This window comes from Rhodovibrio sodomensis, assembly GCF_016583645.1.
Lineage (GTDB): Bacteria > Pseudomonadota > Alphaproteobacteria > Kiloniellales > Rhodovibrionaceae > Rhodovibrio > Rhodovibrio sodomensis.
In genome coordinates this window covers 16,091-32,647 of the sequence record NZ_NRRL01000001.1, presented here as the reverse complement: position 1 = coordinate 32,647, position 16,557 = coordinate 16,091, and the positions used below count along the sequence as shown (strand labels likewise).

General features: G+C 68.3%; 11 protein-coding genes. All 11 read right to left on the bottom strand.

Annotation, left to right across the window (positions count from 1 at the left end):
• Nucleotides 1-59: 59 nt before the first annotated feature.
• On the bottom strand, nt 60-1,376 hold the full coding sequence (locus CKO28_RS00130) for a hypothetical protein (RefSeq protein WP_200338442.1): 1,317 nt from the start codon (nt 1,374-1,376) through the stop codon (nt 60-62).
• A 913-nt stretch (nt 1,377-2,289) separates the two neighbouring features.
• Nucleotides 2,290-4,224, bottom strand: a complete 1,935-nt coding sequence (locus tag CKO28_RS00125; RefSeq protein WP_200338440.1) for an AAA family ATPase — start codon at nt 4,222-4,224, stop codon at nt 2,290-2,292.
• 285 nt (nt 4,225-4,509) lie between these two features.
• Entirely contained in the window at nt 4,510-8,274 is a 3,765-nt protein-coding gene (locus CKO28_RS00120) for a strawberry notch-like NTP hydrolase domain-containing protein (protein WP_200338438.1), read from the bottom strand.
• Between the two features lie 432 nt (nt 8,275-8,706).
• Nucleotides 8,707-10,122 carry a hypothetical protein gene (locus tag CKO28_RS00115; protein ID WP_200338436.1) on the bottom strand — a complete coding sequence of 472 codons (1,416 nt, stop codon included), beginning with the start codon at nt 10,120-10,122 and terminating at the stop codon, nt 8,707-8,709.
• Between the two features lie 351 nt (nt 10,123-10,473).
• Nucleotides 10,474-10,890, bottom strand: coding sequence for a hypothetical protein (locus CKO28_RS00110; RefSeq protein ID WP_200338434.1), 417 nt, complete (start codon nt 10,888-10,890; stop codon nt 10,474-10,476).
• 30 nt (nt 10,891-10,920) lie between these two features.
• Nucleotides 10,921-11,514, bottom strand: coding sequence for a hypothetical protein (locus CKO28_RS00105; protein WP_200338432.1), 594 nt, complete (start codon nt 11,512-11,514; stop codon nt 10,921-10,923).
• Between the two features lie 29 nt (nt 11,515-11,543).
• Nucleotides 11,544-12,113, bottom strand: coding sequence for a hypothetical protein (locus tag CKO28_RS00100; RefSeq protein WP_200338431.1), 570 nt, complete (start codon nt 12,111-12,113; stop codon nt 11,544-11,546).
• Between the two features lie 20 nt (nt 12,114-12,133).
• Nucleotides 12,134-12,766, bottom strand: a complete 633-nt coding sequence (locus tag CKO28_RS00095) for a hypothetical protein (protein ID WP_200338429.1) — start codon at nt 12,764-12,766, stop codon at nt 12,134-12,136.
• Nucleotides 12,750-13,019 carry a hypothetical protein gene (locus CKO28_RS00090; RefSeq protein WP_200338427.1) on the bottom strand — a complete coding sequence of 90 codons (270 nt, stop codon included), beginning with the start codon at nt 13,017-13,019 and terminating at the stop codon, nt 12,750-12,752. Before CKO28_RS00090 ends, CKO28_RS00095 begins: the two co-directional genes overlap by 17 nt.
• Nucleotides 13,020-13,334: 315 nt before the next feature.
• Nucleotides 13,335-14,396 (bottom strand): hypothetical protein, encoded by a 1,062-nt coding sequence (locus CKO28_RS00085; protein ID WP_200338425.1) that lies wholly within the window; start codon nt 14,394-14,396, stop codon nt 13,335-13,337.
• A gap of 308 nt (nt 14,397-14,704) precedes the next feature.
• The gene (locus CKO28_RS00080) at nt 14,705-16,486 is read right to left on the bottom strand and encodes a sensor histidine kinase (protein WP_200338423.1); all 1,782 of its coding nucleotides are present in this window, start codon (nt 16,484-16,486) and stop codon (nt 14,705-14,707) included.
• Nucleotides 16,487-16,557 lie beyond the last annotated feature (71 nt).

The following is a 16,557-nucleotide window of genomic DNA, read 5'->3' as shown; positions in this document are numbered from 1 at the left end:
GGAGGGCCGGCGGGCGGTTTCGCGACACCGCCCGCCGGCGGATTCCTGTCGGCCTGTCCTCAGCTGTTCCCGCGACCCAGGGAGGCGTGCGCGCCGGCGCAGCCGCCCGAACAGAAGGTCGCCTCGGGGTCGCCCGTCTCCTCGCCGCAGGTGGTGCAGAGCCGCTCGCTGTCGCATCCCCCGTCGAGCCAGTAATCGGCGTCGTAGCACTCCCAGGTCAGCGTCTCGCAGAGCGCGCTCGCGTACTCGAGCCCCTCGCGCTCGGCCTCGCCGCGGCTGTCGGCCCGGATCATGACTTGGGCGTCCTCGCGGAGTACCCGCCGGACGTTGACCAGCCAGAGCTGGTCGCCACTGCCGCTGTCGGCGACCGAGCCCGACTGATCCGCGCTGTCGTCCGGCTCGGCATCCATGTGGATGTGGCCGCCGGTGGGAGCCGCCGCGGTCAGGCGTGCTGAGATCGCCTCCAGCTGGAGGGTCAGCTGCGCGCGGTCCTCGCTCTGGCGCTCCGCATTGGCGAAGAGACCATCGGCGTAGCGCGTGCAGCAGGCCTCGATCGCATCGATCAGGCGGTCGGTGGTGTCGATCACCTCGTAGAGCGTTTCCTCGACGTTGATGCCGCCATCCATGCCGGAGGTCAGGCTGTCGAGCTCGGCCCGGTAGACGACCCGGGTGCCGTCGAGCACCGGCGTGATGAACAGCTGGCGGGGTTCGTGCCCGTCGTCGTGGAACAGCTGCAGGCGCACGGGCGCGTGCGTCTCTCCCGCCTCGGTCCAGACCGAAGCTTCCAATGTCTCCGGCAGGGCTGGCGCGATGAGGCTCGCGATCTCCTCGAACAGAGGGGTAAGCACGCTGGGCAGCGGCAGGGCTACGGCTTGGCCGTTTTCGCCGGTCGCCTCGTGGGCCCGCTGGCACCAGGGCGCGGGGGCCGTGGCGATCGCGCTCCCGGCGCGCCGGCGCGCACGATCCAGGACTCGGGCGGTAGCGTCAGAGTGCCGCCGCTTCAGGCGCTTGCGGGCCTCGCGGCCGATCGCGGCTGCCTGCGTCACCGCGCGTTCGATGCGCGCTTCCAGCTCGGCCGCGGTATCCTGGAGGGCCAGGTGATCGCGCGCGTAGCGGTAATCGCGCCCGAGTGGCGCGATCTCCTGCTGCAGGCGCTCGGCCGCGCGCTCGAGCGCCTGTGTATCCAGGGTTTTGGGATCCGGGCCGGCCGGTTTGAGCTGGGCGGCGAGCGCGTTCTGGTCCGCGTAGCCGAGCAACTCGGCGACCGTGTCGAGGGCCTGGTTGTAGCGGAAGCGGTCCTTGCCGCTGGACTGGACGGCACGCTCGATGATCCGCGCCATCGACTTGGCGCGGGTGTCGGTGATGATGATCCGCATGGATCGTCTCCTTGCCACGTAAGCGGGCGACGAGCCGGGTTTCCGGGTGTCGGGAGCGGGCGCCATTGCCCCCGCGCGCTCGTTGCCCTGTGGGGGAGCGAGGTCGTGCGGGAAGCAGTCTCGAGATCGGTTGTCGGGCAGGGCTTCACCGTGGTGGCGGTTTGCCACCGGCGCCGGCCAGGGCCTGCGGCCTGTCGAACGTCAGGTAACGCTCGTCGGAGCGGCGACGCTCGCGATGGGTCGCGTCGCCGCTCGGAGGAGCGTCCCGGCCCTCGTCGTCACGGGCCGGGCTCTCAAGCTTGAAAATGGGATCGCCTGTTCAAGGATGGTCGGTGTCGGGCGATCGCTAGGTAACGTCATCGCGCAGCCGCATCGGCGTTGGGTGGAATCTGCGCCAGTCGCCGTGGGTCATCGGTAGAGAGATGCGCGCATGAGGGTCCTCGGGATCCGATTTGCCGATATCGGGGAACACCCGCCGGACGCGCTTTGGCAAACCCGGTTCTGATGATTCGACAACGCTCCGCGCACGTCCGCGCGGCGCCGGCGGAGATTTGCGCAAGCCATTGAGACAGAACGCATTTGCCAGGTCGGGGCGGAAATCCGGGCGGGGGTGGCAAAAGGCCGTCAGGACAAGGCGTTAAGGCCGCCCAGCGGACCCGGCGGTGCGGAGGCCGCAAAAAGACGGGAGCCCGCGAGGATCGCGGGCTCCCGTGTCGAGGTGAGGAGACTGGAGGATGCGGTGAAGCGCACCGCGCGCGACCGGGCGCATCTGCGCCCGGAACTCTGGGCCCGCGATCAGCGGGCGAATTCTTGGCTGTTGGGCCGTTGCCTGCGGCCGATCCGGGGAGTGGCGCCGCCGGCGTTGTCGGCCGGCGGCGCCGTCTCGTCTCAGCCGACGGGCAGGCGCCGGCTGCTAGGCGAACAGGTTGTCGACCAGGCCGCGGGCGACCGCGCGCGAGGTGTCGTCCATGTAGTTCAGGATCGTGACGTCGAGCGTGGAGGCGACCAGCTCGTCGCTGTCCTGATACATGCTGGCGAAGTGCGCGTGGCGCTTCACCGCGCCCTGGACGTGACGCGTCGAGACCAGCTGATTCATCTGGCTCAGGCGGTAGCTCTTGCGCGTCTCGTTGGCGAGCTGGATCACGCGCTCGGCGAAGTCCTTGTCGCCGTGCGGCACGCGGCCCATCACCACCTCGAGCTCGATCTCGGGCGGCAGGTAGGGCATCTCCATGTACTTGGAGATACGGTCACGGGTCGCGCCGGACTGCTCGTGGACGTTCAGGTAGACCTGGTTGTCGCAGCCCAGACCGATCGAGTTGCCGGTGATGCCGATGAAGCAGTAGGGGTGCTGCTTGACCAGCCGGCCGCCGTCGCCCATCAGCCGCACGCCCTTACCCTCCAGCACCGGCTGGAAGATCGGCATGATCTCCGGGTCGCCTAGGTCGAACTCGTCGAACAGCAGCAGGCAGGGCATCTTCAGCGCCATCGGCAGGATGCCCTCGATGTAGCGGGTCATCGACTGGCCGTTCGGGCCCGGAATCAGGTCGGTCTTGCCGACCACGTCGGTGCGGGTCAGGTGGCTGTCGAAGTTCAGGCGGATGCACGGGAAGCCCAGGCGCGCGGCCAGCTGCTCGTAGAACACGGTCTTGCCGCAACCGGTCTCGCCGTGGATCCAGGGGATCTCGCCCTCGACGATGCAGTGCAGGACGTCAGCCAGGATCGGCGCGAAGAAGCGGAAGGTGGCGTCGATCTCCGGCACGTCCGGGTGCGGCTGGCCGGCCCACTCCAGCGTCGGCACCTCGAAGTCCAGGATCGGGGCGGTGGTGCCGTAGGCGTTCGAGAAGATGTCCGAGGCCTTGCGCATCACGACCTCGCAGTCGAGTTCCTGATCCACCTGCTGGATGCCGGATCCGGTGGAGCCGGCGTTCACCGAGACCTTCGGCTTCGGCGCGTTCGCCTTGATCTCGCGACGGACCTCGCGCAGCGCCTGCGCGTTGGTCTCGACCGCCGCCTCGGCCGCCTTCAGCGCACTGATCAGGTTCTGGTAGCTGTCGACCTGGTTTTGGGTCAGCTTATCGAGGGCCATGTCGATCATCTCGACGTAGTCCTCGTCGACCTCGAGCTCGCTCAGGCCGGAGGTCTTCAGGCTCGGGGTCTGACCCAGGTCGATCTGCTCGTACTGCTCGACCTCGCCGGCCTGCAGGTGGGCAAGCGCCTTGTTGGCGACCGAGATCGCCTGTTCTTGCGCATCGACCGTCTGCTCGGCCTCGGTGATCGCGTCGAACACCTGCTGCACCGAGCGCAGGCGCTGGCTGGTGGCGATCTTCAGGGTGGCGTCGAGCGAGCGGGTCTTGGCGGCGTCGAAGGACAGGCCGGCAAGGCCGCTCGGCTGGAAGGCCGGCGCCTGCGTGCGGGTGGCCGCGCCGGTGTCGGCGCTCTTGTCGGCGGATCCGACGCCCGCCTCAGCGGGGGTGATGGTCTCGGTCTCGGCCACGGCGGCCTCCTCTTGTGCGTCTTGTGCGTCGCTGGTCTGTGCGGCCGACTTGGCCTGCTTGTCATCCGCCGGCGCCTCGCCGGTGATCTCGGCGTAGACCTGCAGCGCCAGCTTGCTGGCGTCGTACTTGGTTGTGGTCGCCGCCTTGCCGTTCTTCAGACGGGCGATGTGGCTGGCGATCAGCCGGTCGGTGTAGCCCGCCTGGCTGTAGCCGGCGTCGGTCAGGACCTCCTGCAGCTTCGCCACGGCGTCGTCGTGGCTGATGCCGTTCTGCAGCAGCATGTTGTAGGTCTGGGAGACTACGGCCGTGGTGATGGCGGAGCCATCGATCTTCGTCGCGGTCGCGGTGGTCATCGTCTCAATCTCCTCATCGCAGTCTTTTGGTTTCAGCCTCGGGTCGGCGCGTCGTCCGCCTCCCAGTTCCCTGGAGGCGGACAGCGCGCTGGCCCCTGGCCTGTGCTTGTTCCTGGCCGGCCTTCGGGCCGGCCGTGTGCGCCCGCGGCGCACGACACACCCCGGTTGTCACGGCCGTCTCCCGACGGGCGTAGAACTGGATGCGCTGGCTTTCGGGCAGGTCCGGCAGGGGCACCGGGCGCGGCCATGCGGCCGCCCCCGGCGTCCTCTTGCGGGAAGGTGGGATCAGCCCTTGTAGGATGTGACGCCCACCACCGGCCGGCTCTGGGTGATCGCCTGCCACGCCTGTTCGCGCAGCTGACGATCGTGCGGCAGGTGGAAGTCCAGCTCGCCCGGCCGCAGCACGCTCTTGCGCACGATCACGCCCGCGTGCTCCATCTCGGCCTTGTAGCGATTGGTGTCCTCATCCATCACGATGATCTCGATCCCGGTCAGGCCGGTCTTGACGTCGACCCGGCCCTGGGCGACCCAGCCGTTGGCGAGCTGGACGAACTCCTCGTCCTCCAGCTTGGCCAGGGCCTCCATCGGATCGATGCCGGCGCCGCTGCTCGCCGAGGCCCGGGCGACGACCCGGTCGGCCCAGGATTCCGGCAGCGTCCGGCCGAGGATGCGCTCACCCTCGTCGGTGATCATCTGGTAGACCTTCACCTTCTTCTTGGGCAGCTTGTCCCACAGCGGCAGCAGGCAGCCGGTCGCGACGTAGAAGATCGTCTCCTCCTCGTCGCTCACGGTCTGCAGCTCGGCGTGCCACAGGTCCTCGGCTTCGTGGATGTTGAGCGGACGCCACCGCTCCTTCACCACCTCGCCGCGGGTGCGGGTCTTGGTGCCGTGGGGCGTGACCAGCTTGACCTGGTCGCTGTCGCTGGTCGCCTGGCCCAACATGCGCGGGAAGACGATCAGGGCGACCCGGCCGGTCAGCTGGCTGACCACGTAGCGCGAGCCGCCGCCATTCTTGGCCTGCGTCTGGGCGTCCTTGAACGCCGTCGGCTGGGCCTCGTCGACCCGGAGCATCTTCAGCAGCCGGGTGGCCGCCCCGGTCGCGGGATCGCGGTAGATCACCGTGTCCTCCAGCTTGATCAGGCTGGCGGGCTCGATGGCCTCGATGCCGCGGTCGTAGCTACCCCGGGAGATCGCCTCCAGGCGGACCTCGTCGAGCGTCGCCTTGAAGGCGTTACCGAAGATCGCCTGCCGGTCGCAGGTCATCCCGCTCATCGCGTTCAGGAAGCGACGCAGCGGCGGGGTCTCGTCGGCCAGCTGGTTGGAGCCGAGCTTCCGGACGATGATGCCGGTCTCGTGCTCGAAGCTGGCCAGCGAGAGGTTCGAGACCTTGCCGGCCTGCAGGTCCTTCAGGAACCGCATCCAGGCGTCCGAGGCCAGATCGCTCTCCAGGTTGTCGTCCTGCGAGAACAGCTCCTGGGAGGCCGCGTGCCGCTGGCCGCGGGTGATCGCGCCCAGCTTCTGCATGCCGGCCGCGACCGTCGAGAGCATCCGGCGGTCGGTCCAGAGGTCGGTCGTGACCAGGATGTAGACCGGCGCCTGGGCCTGGCCCGAGCGGTGGGAGCGGCCCAGCGACTGGATCGCCTGGTCGGCGCGCCAGCCGGGCTGCACCAGGTAGTGGCGGCGCAGCGCTCCCGGACCGACGATCTTGTCGGCGTGGTAGTCCGCGCCGGCCGAGCCGCTGGAGGAGAACATCAGCACCGGCTTGTGACCGGCCTGGAACATCCGGACGTCCTCCATGACGGCCGAGCTGGTCCGGTCCTCGAGCATCCGGCGACCGTCGGGGCCGGGGGCCAGCCGGCGGCGCCGGCCGGTGACCTCGGCCACCGTGTCGGTGCCGAAGGCTTCCAGGATCTGCTCCATCGGCCCCTCGGGGATGCTGAGGGACTGGATGTGGTGGATCAGCTGGTCGCGCTCGGCCTCGGCCTTCGGGCAGATCACCGGGTTGCCGTTGGCATCCTTGACCTGCTGCACCGCGAACTTGGCCTTCTTGCCGTAGCCGTGCTGCACGACCTTGTGCTTCACGACCGGGAAGTGCTCCTCGATGTAGCTGATCAGGATGTCCCGCGGGGTCGCCTCGACGTCGGCGATGTCGCCGCTGGTGTTCTCGGCGATCGCCCGCTCGGCGTTGGCCGCGTAGGTGTTGGTGAACTGCAGGATCACCTGGTGGCCGTTCGCCAGGTCCTGGCGCGCCGCCTCGATCACCGGCTGAGCCTTGAACGACGACAGCAGGGCCTGGAAGAAGCGGCTCTTGGCCATGCCGTACTGCTGGAACAGGAACGAGCGGGTTGCCCGGCCGGCGTCCTTCGACATGACCGTGGTCTGGCCCGAGTTCAGGCCGACCGTGGCGATCGCCTTCTGCAGGCTCACGTTGACCTTGGACCAGGCCCGCGAGAGCTCGTCCTGGACCTGACGCTCCTGGGCGGTGAGGACGTGCTCGAGGCGCTCGTAGGTGATGCCCTCGAACGACAGGTTGGGGGCGGAGTAGATCCCGAGCGCCTTCATGTCGCGCGCGACCAGCTCCATGGCGTTAATGCCGCCCTCGGCCATCTGCTCGACGAACGAGTCGTACTCGGCGAACGCCGTGCCGCGGCCCCAGAGGCCGAGACGCGGGGCGTAGCCGAGCGTGGCGATGTCCGAGGACGAGGTCGCCGAGAGATAGGTGACCCGGGCGTTCGGCAGCTGGCGCTGCAGCTCCAGCATCGCCATGCCCTGCTTGGACTTCTTGGTCGAGCCCCAGCCCTGCTGGCCCGGGACGCTGGCGTAGCGGCCGTTGTGGGCCTCGTCGAAGAAGATCGGGCAGTCGCTGGTCAGGCCCAGCCACTCGACGATCTGGTCGACGCGCTCGCGCAGCAGCGCGTAGCTCAGGAACAGGATGCCGTTGCGCGCCGGGATCTGGGCGCCCTTCGGGGTCTCCGCCAGGTCGATCAGGTCGCCGTGCTTGCCGCCCAGGGCGACCCAGTCACGGCTGGCCGAGCTCAGCAGCTTGCGGTTTTCCGAGACCCAGACCGCGCGGTGACGCCCCTGGCACCAGTTGTCGAGCGTGATGCCGGCGGCCACGCGGCCCTTGCCGACACCCGTGCCCGCGCCGCACAGATAGCCCTGGCGCGGCGGGGTGCCGCCGGGGTCCATCGGGTCGGACGCCAGGTATTCCTGGTGCGCCTGACCGGCGTAAACGACCTCCTCAAGCTGCACGTCGGACAGCAACCCCTTGGTCATCACTTCTGGCGGCAGGATCGGCTGATAGGTGGCCTGGGGCCGGGTGACGCTCGCGAGCGCGGTGGACTCGACCAGCGGCGAGGGGTGCGCCTGGGCGCCGTTGAAGCGAAGGGTGGTGCGATAGCTGTTGAACAGCTGGTCGCCCTCGCGCTCCTTGATCAGCGCTTCCTGGCTCATCTGGGTATAGGTGATCGGCTGCGCGCCGCGCGCGTTCTTGCGCGCCCCGGCGGCGTGCCGGGTCTCGACCTGGTCGATCGCACGCAGGATTTCCTGCGCCGACGCACCGCGGCTTGGCTCGCCGAACAGCAGCTTGTCGTCCTGCTCGACCCGGAAGCCGCCGCCGCGGCCGGGGAAGACGATCCGCGCCCGTGCGGCCAGCGTGTCCGGCGTGCGCTTGCCCATCTGACCCACCACGCCGGAGACGCGGTCGTCGTCCTGGGTGGTCACGACAGCCCCGGCGGCCGCTGCCATCGCGGCGATGATCGGGTCGCTGACCTGGTTGCCGCCGATCTGCTCGCCCGATTTGAGGTCGAGCGCGCGCAGGCCGAGCCAGCGGCGCTGAACGCTCTCCGGACGCAGGCCCGCGAGCTCTTCGAGCTTGGCGAGCGCGTCGAGCACCGAGCGGCCGGAACGGGCCTGCGGCTTCAGAGCCGCGCCGGCGCGTTGCAGCATCAGGGCGACGGCCTGCTCGCGCACGTCCTCGCCGTGCTGCTGCGGATCCAGGGCCTGCTGCTGGCGCAGGAGCTCGGCAAGTCCGGCGATCTGCTGGGTCATCCTCGTCTCTCCGTCTCGTTCTTTTTTACAGTTCCCGTGACCCGGCGTGGCGGGCCCCTCGGGGTCGCCCGCCGCGCGGGGTCACGAACCGTCCTGGCCGGGTTGCGCCGGCGCGCACCGCTTGCGGTGAGCCCGGGCGCTCTTGAAGAAGGTTGGGGCCGCCGGATGGCGGATGGTCGATCCCGGTGTCGGACCGGGTGTCGCCGGCGTGCGACTTTCGACCCTTCAGACCCTCTGGTCACGGAGCGCCCCGTGGGCGGGCTGCCCGCATGGCGTCGAGGGCAGCCCGCTTCGGGGCCCTCTCCTCCCGTCGTACTTGCGCCGCCCCTACAGGGGCGGTTCGGCGGCTGGTGCCGCCGTGCATCCGGGCAGCAAAGAAAAGGGCGGTCCGATTGCCGGACCGCCCTGAGAGCAGAGATGTGCGAACCTGGGTCAGGCGTCAAAGGTGATCTTCTCCAGCTGACGGCTCAGCCGGGCCCAGTCAGCGTCGCTCATGTCCCGGTCATCGCCATCGACCGCTAGGGTTTCCGGCACGAGTTGCATGCCCCGACTGGTGGACTGCATCTCGAGACCCAGGACGATCTCATCGAACGGGTTCATCTCGCTCTGCTTCAGGTTGAGCGGGTATTCGCCCGGCGTGAGCGTCAGCGTGAGGGCGTCCGGGTTGTACGCGACGTCGAGCCCGCGGCCGGCAAGGACGCAGACGAAGCGTTCCAGCGTGGCGACGCCGTCGGCAAACCTGAAGGTGGCGTCGCGCAACTCGTCGAGTTGGCCCGGTGCGGTCGCCTCGCCGCAGCGCGCGTCCGCGATCGTGTCTTTGGCGGCGTAGTACCGATCGACGAGCTCCCTCTGGTAGGTTGCCAGAACGGCTTTGTCGCCGCCTGAAACGTCCGCAAGATCGAGCTCGTAGATCCGGCTGTAGACCTGCATTTCCTGGTAGGGCGTGGCGTCGGACAGATCGCCGGCATTCAGCTCAACGAGGTTGAGGGCCAGGCGGCGGGTGCCGCTCCTGCCTTCAACCGTCGAGAAGGCCAGGGACGCTGGGCGTGCGAAGTCTGAAGGGAACCAGCCGCTGAAGATCCGGCGCGCGCGACGGTACTCCTTCTCGAAATCGGCCCCTTCGGAACGGAGTGCCGTCAGGGCCGCATAGCTCTGCAGCGCGTCGATGTCGTCGCGCACCCGCTCAGCCAGGACATCGGACTGCTCGTCGGCCATCTTGAGAAGCCGGCCGACTTGCTGGCCCGCGAAGTGCTTGCCCACGCCGCGCGTATCCCGGACCCGCACCGAGTGGCGGATCAGGGCCGCGAAGGAGTCCACGGTGGGCTCGGCCTGGGCGACCAGATCGCTCACCTCGTCTTTCAGATCGGCACGGTTCTGCGTTGCCGTCTGGGCGGCAGCGTGAAGCTTTGCCAGGACCTGCGCCGCCTGGAAATAATCCTGGTACTCGCTGTCATCTAGCTGACGGCCACCGCGTGCATTGTATGCCTCGACCTGTTCGCGTCGCCGCTCGCCGCAGATGATGAACCGCCTTTGCGCCTGATCGAGCTCAGTCGCGTTCCAGGTCCAGAATTTTGGCCAGCCCCCGCCGGGCCATGACCCTGCCCGCTTGAGGCGGGGCGGAAGCACCTCCTTCCAGGCGTGGCCAGGGTGGCGCTGGTCGCCGAGCTCCATCAGCTCCGCGGCGATCTGAGGGGTCGGCGCCTTTTTCGCGTTCTGCCACACGAGGTTGTTGGCGATCTGCTTCATCGGATCGCCGCAAGAGAGCTTCTCTGCCCGAGCCGTGCCGAGCATTAGGTGGGCTGCGGTCAAGGCAAGCAGGAATACGGTGAGAAACTTCTGGGGACGCAACGTCTCTAACTCCTGGTCAGTGGTTAGCTTCGGGCAGCAGGCCCATTGATCGACCCTCAAGGGTCCGGGGTGGTGATCGGGGTATCGCGGGGCGACGCGGGTCGGAACCACGTCGAACCACGGGGTCATTGTCGATCCATTGGCCTTGCGCCCGGATTTCTTCCCCTGGGACACGCGCGCGTGGCCGCATCACGGGTCTGGACTCAGGTGACTCCGGACGGAAGGTCGCTAAGATCGCGTTAAATAATAGATAGCCGCGTTTTGGATATTGACTCGCTGCGAGGTGTGAAGGCCTCTCGGCGCAATTCCCATGTCGCGGTTGCGTTCGTCCGCACCGTGAGGCTGGTCCGCCTACAGAGAATCGGACCAGTCGCCGGGAAGGGCTTCGATACGAGCCTGGACACCGTCCCAGTAACGATCGGCATCTTCGCTGGCGTTACGCGCCAGCCAGAGTGTGAGGGCGATACTGGCGAGGCCGGCGCGATCGACACCCAGCTCGTGGGCCAGCCGGTCGATGTCGGCCAGGCCGACCTCCTGGTCGCCCGGGATGGCGACGCGCACCTCCGTCGGGGCGCCCGGATCCGCGGCGATCTGCTCGCGGGCGCGCGCCAGGTCGGTGAGCGCGCCATACTCGGCGGCCTCCAGCATCGCGGCGGCTACAATGTCCTCGAGGGGTCGGCCGATCCGCTCGGGTAGCCGCCGAAGAGGGGCGCCGCCATCCGTCTCGGACGGGAGCCTCAGCATCAGCCGAAGCCGGGTGTCGGGCATGGAAGTGCACTTTCGTCGGCGGTGACCCGCTTACATGGTCGCTTCGGCAAGGTTTTCAAATGTCTCGCGGACCCCGGACTTCTTGCGCTTCTGGCCCTGTTCCTGGTCGCGCGCCTTGAGAAACTGTTTGGCGACCTGGGCGACCATCTTGTCCGACATCCGGCCGAGGTAGCCGCCCTGACCCTTGGTCACGTCGATCGACTTGCTGTCGAACATGACGTTGTGGATCTTGCCGTCCTTGGCGGCCATCTGCAGCTTGAGGCGGGGGCCGTTCGGGGTTGCCACTTTCTGGCGACCGAGCACGGTCATCGGCTCGGAAACCGGGGCGCGGCCCTGCGCGCCCTTTTTGAAGACCGCGAAGGTGTCGCCGACCTTCGGCGGCTGGGCGAGGCGCTGGAACACGTTCTGCTGGCTGCGGACCGCGGTGTCGGCCACGCTGCGGCCGGTCCGGGCGACCAGCTGTCCGCTCTGGCGCGCGAGCTGCCCGGCGCCGCGCGCGGCGGTCTGGGCGACGGTGCCAACCGCACGCGTGGCCGTCGTGGCGACTGCCTTGACGGCCGTGGTGGCGACGCTGGCGGCGGCTTTGGCGACCGGGGCGGCGACGGCGAGTACGGGAAGCGGCATGTCTCAGGTCCTCGGGCTCAACGGGGCATTCAGGCCGCGTGGGCCGCGGCGCGATCGGCTGGCGCGGCCGGCGTCTCGTGGAGTTCGTTGGTGTCCGGTGCCAGCGCCGCCAGATCTTCGACCCGCTCGTCGAGGTCGTCCGGTAGCTGGTCGACGGCGGCCGTCATCAGGGAGTCGGCCTCCTGCTGGGCGTAGAGCTGCAGGTCGAAATAGCTGTGCGTGCACGCGCTGAGGTAGGCGTCCCGGCTGATCCCGAGGGCGGCGGCGATGTCGTCGACGTCAGTCATCGACGGGGCGTCCTCGTCGGTGACAAAGTCGAGCCGGCGCATCACCGGAGTGGTGTCCGGGTCGAGCTGGCCAACGGTGTCGGCGATCGCGTCTCCGGTGGTGTAGTCCGCGTCCTCCGTGTCGAGCACGACACCGTTTTCGTCCGTCTCGAGCGCGGCGGCCTCCTGCAGGATTCGCTCGGTGACATGCATCAGCGCCGCCGCGGACAGGCTATCGAGCGAGCGGCCCAGGCGCTTGGCCTGGGCCTCCATCTCGGGGATCGACGGTCCATCGGCGCGCGGCGTCAGCCGATAGTCGATGATCGCATGCATGGCTGGCGGCGCTCCCGGTCTCAGCGGGCGTCGCCGGCGGCGCGGCGTTCGCGGGCGACCTGGCGGATGTTGCTCTGCTGCGGGGTCTCGGGACGCTGCGGCGGCTTCATCGGAGAGATCGAGGCGACCTGATCGGGCTGCTGGATGCCGGGACCGGAGTTGACCGCGCGCAGCGAGCGCTTGGTTTCCTGGGCCCGCAATGCGCGGCCGTAAACCGTGCGCGCCTGCTCGAAGTCGCGGTTGAGCATGCGCCCGGCGACGGGCGGCTTGCCGGCGGTGGTGGCGATATGGGCCTCGTCCCATGGGAAGCTCACCGTGCGGTCCATCTGGAAGCGGACCGGGCGGTCCATGCCGGTGGCGTCGAGCGAGTCCTTGCTGGAGAGGACGATGTCACGCGGTCCGGCCTTGTCGACGTTGCGGAACGTGCCCGGGGCGACCTGCAGGTGCAGCTGGCCGCTGGCGTCGGTCTTGGACCAGATAACCATGCACGGACGGGCCATGATCCCGGGCTTGTTCGGGCTGTCGCTGTCGGGCGCATAGGCCATCACGGTGTCGCCGACCTGCGGGCGGCGCTTGTGCGAGATCACCGGCTTGGTGCTGATCGGCTCGTCCGCGACCAGCGCGGTCAGGCGGGTCTTAAGGTTCTTGAACATCCCGGCTTCCTTCCCCGTAGGATGGCTCCATGCGCTCGTCCACCGGACCGTCCGCCTGCGCCGCGTCCACCCACGCCTGCAACTCGCCGCTGTCGAGGGTCTCGAGGACCCGCATCGTGTGTTCGACGATGCAGCGGCTCATGTACTCCTCGGGCGTCAGCCGCATGCGCCGTGCCACCGCACGGATCTCCTGCATGCTGGGCCCGTCCTCCGGGACCCGGAGGTTGAAGGAAACGGGGGTCGAAGTGCTCATGTCTTCGGTCCTGCGGGAAGGGAATTGGGGGTGAGACGGGTCCAGCGCTACCTGGATGATGCCAGCGAGGCCCGTATCGGCGATCTCTTCCCAAGATTAGGGTCGGCGTGTGTTGAGCCAAGGTAAATGCGGCCGCAAAGACGCTCTAACGGCGAGGCAAGGACGTCACGCCGGGCTGGCCGCTTGCAACGGGCTTGGTCCGGTCTGAGGCGGAGATGGGCTCGATCCCGTAATCCGGCCTTCCCGGACGGCCAGCCACGACGAGACCCGGGGCCGATGCCGGCCCCGGGTCATTCTAGGTCGCGTCTTATGGACTCAGGCGATCAGGCTGCATTCGATGCGCCAGAAGGGGTGGTAGCCGCTGGTGTAGCCTTGTTCGATCAGCGAGGCGATGTGCTCGAACAGGCTCTCGCGGTCGTCCGCATCCGGGTCGTCTGGAGTGCAGTGCAGTATCCAGTGCGGATAGTGCCCAGAGGTGTAGCCTTCACGGATCAGGCCCGCGATCACCTCGCGCACCACATCCGGATCGCTTGCGTGGGTATCAAGCGCGTCGCAGTCCAGCCGCCAGGCGCCGAACTCGTCGTCGCGATCCTTGCCCTCGGCGATTCGCTCGGCCGCGAGGGCGCGTAAGTCGGGGTCTTCGGGGTCGTCGAGCGTGACCTGCCAGTCGGGATTTGTGCCCCGGAGTTGGCCGTCGTGCACCGCGCGGGCGATCCGTTGGCGTAGCACGGCTGCATCCTCGGCGTCGTCAGTGTCGGCGATCGGATCGCCCGAGGCTGTGTAGTGGGTGTCGAGATCGACGTGGACCACGTGTTGAGGCGGGATCCCGGTCTTGGCCGTGAAGGCGATCTCGACGTTGCCCTGCTTCTGTTGGATCAGGCTCAAGGGCACGTACCTGAACTCGCCGACGCCGTCATAGTCACCCCCGGCAAACGAGAAGGCGTACTCCACCTGCAGATGCGGCTCCTGCGGGTCGGCCTGCACCGGTGTCGGGCAGACGCCGTCCTGACGGGCGTAGAAGTCAACCAGTCCCTGCAGGGTTGCCTCGATATCGGACGCGATCCGGCCGCGCCGGGTCGCCAGCCAGTCTGGCTGAGCGTCTGCGTCGATCAGGCCGTCGAGGTCGGCGGGCGCGCGGTCGATGACCAGGTGTCCGCGGCGCTCAAGCTCTTGCACGAGATCGCGGTCGGAGGCGGTGCTGAGATCGGCCGGCGCCGGGGTGTCGAGCGCCGCACGCAGGGCTGGGTAGCTATCGTGCCCGAAGCCGCGGGCCAACGCGTCCAGGGTACGGCGGCGCTGGTTGGGGGTCAGGGATAGGTCTTGCTCGAGGCGCTTCGCGAGCGCCTTCAGCTTGCGATCCGAGAGGCGGACCTGCATGGCAGAAGTCTCCATCATGTCTGGCGCGACGGGATGTGCCGGCCTCATGGGCGTGCCGGCCCGGCTCCGGAGTGGCTGACCCGTCGCGCGCAAATGAAGGAGGGCTGCGCGTCAGACGTCTCTGGGGTCAGGCAGGCCGGACGTGGTCATTCCCGTGGAGACGGGCGGAGCCGACGGACGTCCGGTGTCGAGCGGTGCGGAACCGCTCGCCCGAGCGCTCGGGGTGACGAGCGCTCGGGCGAGAGGTCTCTCACAGTTCTTGAGACGAGGAAATCTTGAAGCGAGCAGAGGTGCCGGAACCGGTGTGCTCAAGCAACCTGCTGAACGGCCGGAGTAGGGGCTGTGCACACGACGGGAGCAGGTAGCCGCACGCGTACGGTCGTGCCGCGGCCGGGCGCGCTGTCGATCTCGACCGAACCACCCAGGAGGGAGACCAGGCGCTCCACGATCGGCAGACCCAGCCCCGTGCCTTCGTGGCGGCGCGACAGGGACATGTCCACCTGGCAGAAGGGCTCCCGGGCCCGGCGGACCTGCTCTGCATCCATACCGGGCCCCGTGTCGGCCACGGACAGGACGAAGTGATTGGCTTCGTGGGTCGCGCGCACGACGATCTCGCCCCGGTCGGTGAATTTGGCGGCATTGCTGAGGAGGTTGAGCGCCACCTGCTTGATGGCCCGACGGTCGAGCAGGACCGTTTCGATCTCCGCACTGATCCGGATCGGCACGCGCCCACAATCGCCGCGCTGTCGCACGAGCTTCACGGTGCTGGCGAGAAGTGCCTCGATGTCGAGCGGCTCCGGGCGCAGGTCGACGCGGCCGGCTTCGATCTTGGAGAGGTCGAGGATATCGTTGATCAGCGAAAGCAGGTGTTCCCCGCTGGCGTGGATGTCGCGGGCGTAGTCGGCGTAACGCTCGGAGGCGTTGGGGCCGAAAGCACGGCTTGCGATCACCTCGGAGAAGCCGAGGATGGCGTTGAGCGGCGTGCGCAATTCGTGACTCATCATCGCCAGGAAGTCGGACTTGGCCCGGCTAGCCTCGGCAACGGCTTGCTGCTTGAGCTCCGCGTCAGCCTTGGCGCTGGCGAGCCGCTCTGCGGTGCTGCGCAGGGCTTCGGCGTCCTGTTCCTGGCGCGCGGCCGTCCGGGACAGCAGCCATGCGCCGGTGGCGATCAGTGCGAGGGCGGTGAGGCCGAGCAGCAGTGCCAGCCCCAGGAGGGAGAAGGATCTCTCGAGGATCAGATCCCGCGGCGCCATCGTCACCACGGCGTAGTCGTAGCGGCTGGAACCCGCCTTGGCCGACAGCACCTCGTTCGACCGGGTGTCGGGCAGGGTAGCAAGGATCGGGTCCGGGGTGACGGCGGCCGCGATCCGGTCGATCTCGAATGTCAATTCCGGCGCCGGCGTGTCCGGGATGGCGACACCGTCGGTTGCCACAAGGACGGTGCCGTCGGCACGAACGATCGCGATCTCGCAGCCAGCGCAATCCATCGCCGGGGTGATCAGCGGCTCGTAGTACCGCGGCGTCAGCGCGGCCGCGATCACCCCGCGGAACTCGTGCTCACCGGCAGTGAACGGGAGGCTGAGCACGTTGATCTCGCGTGCTTCCAAACGGTCTTGAAGGCGGCGGCTGATGTAGGCATGTCCGAGCTGACCGATTCCGTGAACACGCCAGTAGGGGCGGTCGAACAGGTCGATACGCGGGGCGGCAGGCGTGCCGCTGACTCGTTGCAAGAGAGCGTTCTGGTCGATTAGCCAGAGGTGGCTGATCTGGGGCAGTCGGTCAGCGGTGGCGTTGAGCGTGCGTCCGACCTCGAAGGAGGCATGCAGGGCGTCCCAGGGCATCGTGCTGAAGCGCGTGGCCAGCATCTCCATGGCCAGTTCGGCAGCTTCGAGCGTGCGGTCCGCGTGGGTCGCAACACGATCGGCTTCGGTCTGGAGTTCCTGGCTGAGATCCGCCTCGACCTGCTGGTAGGTGTGCCAGGAGACGAGGGCGAGCCCCGCGATCAGCACCAGCGCCAGCACCGAGGCCGCCATGATGATGGCACGCGAGGCGGCCTGTCGGGCGAGCGGAAGGTGAGGATCGGCGAGCATTCGCCAGACATACTTCGAAATTCTTGCTGACCGGTTATCGGATTCGAAACTGCGAGATGCGACTCGGTGTC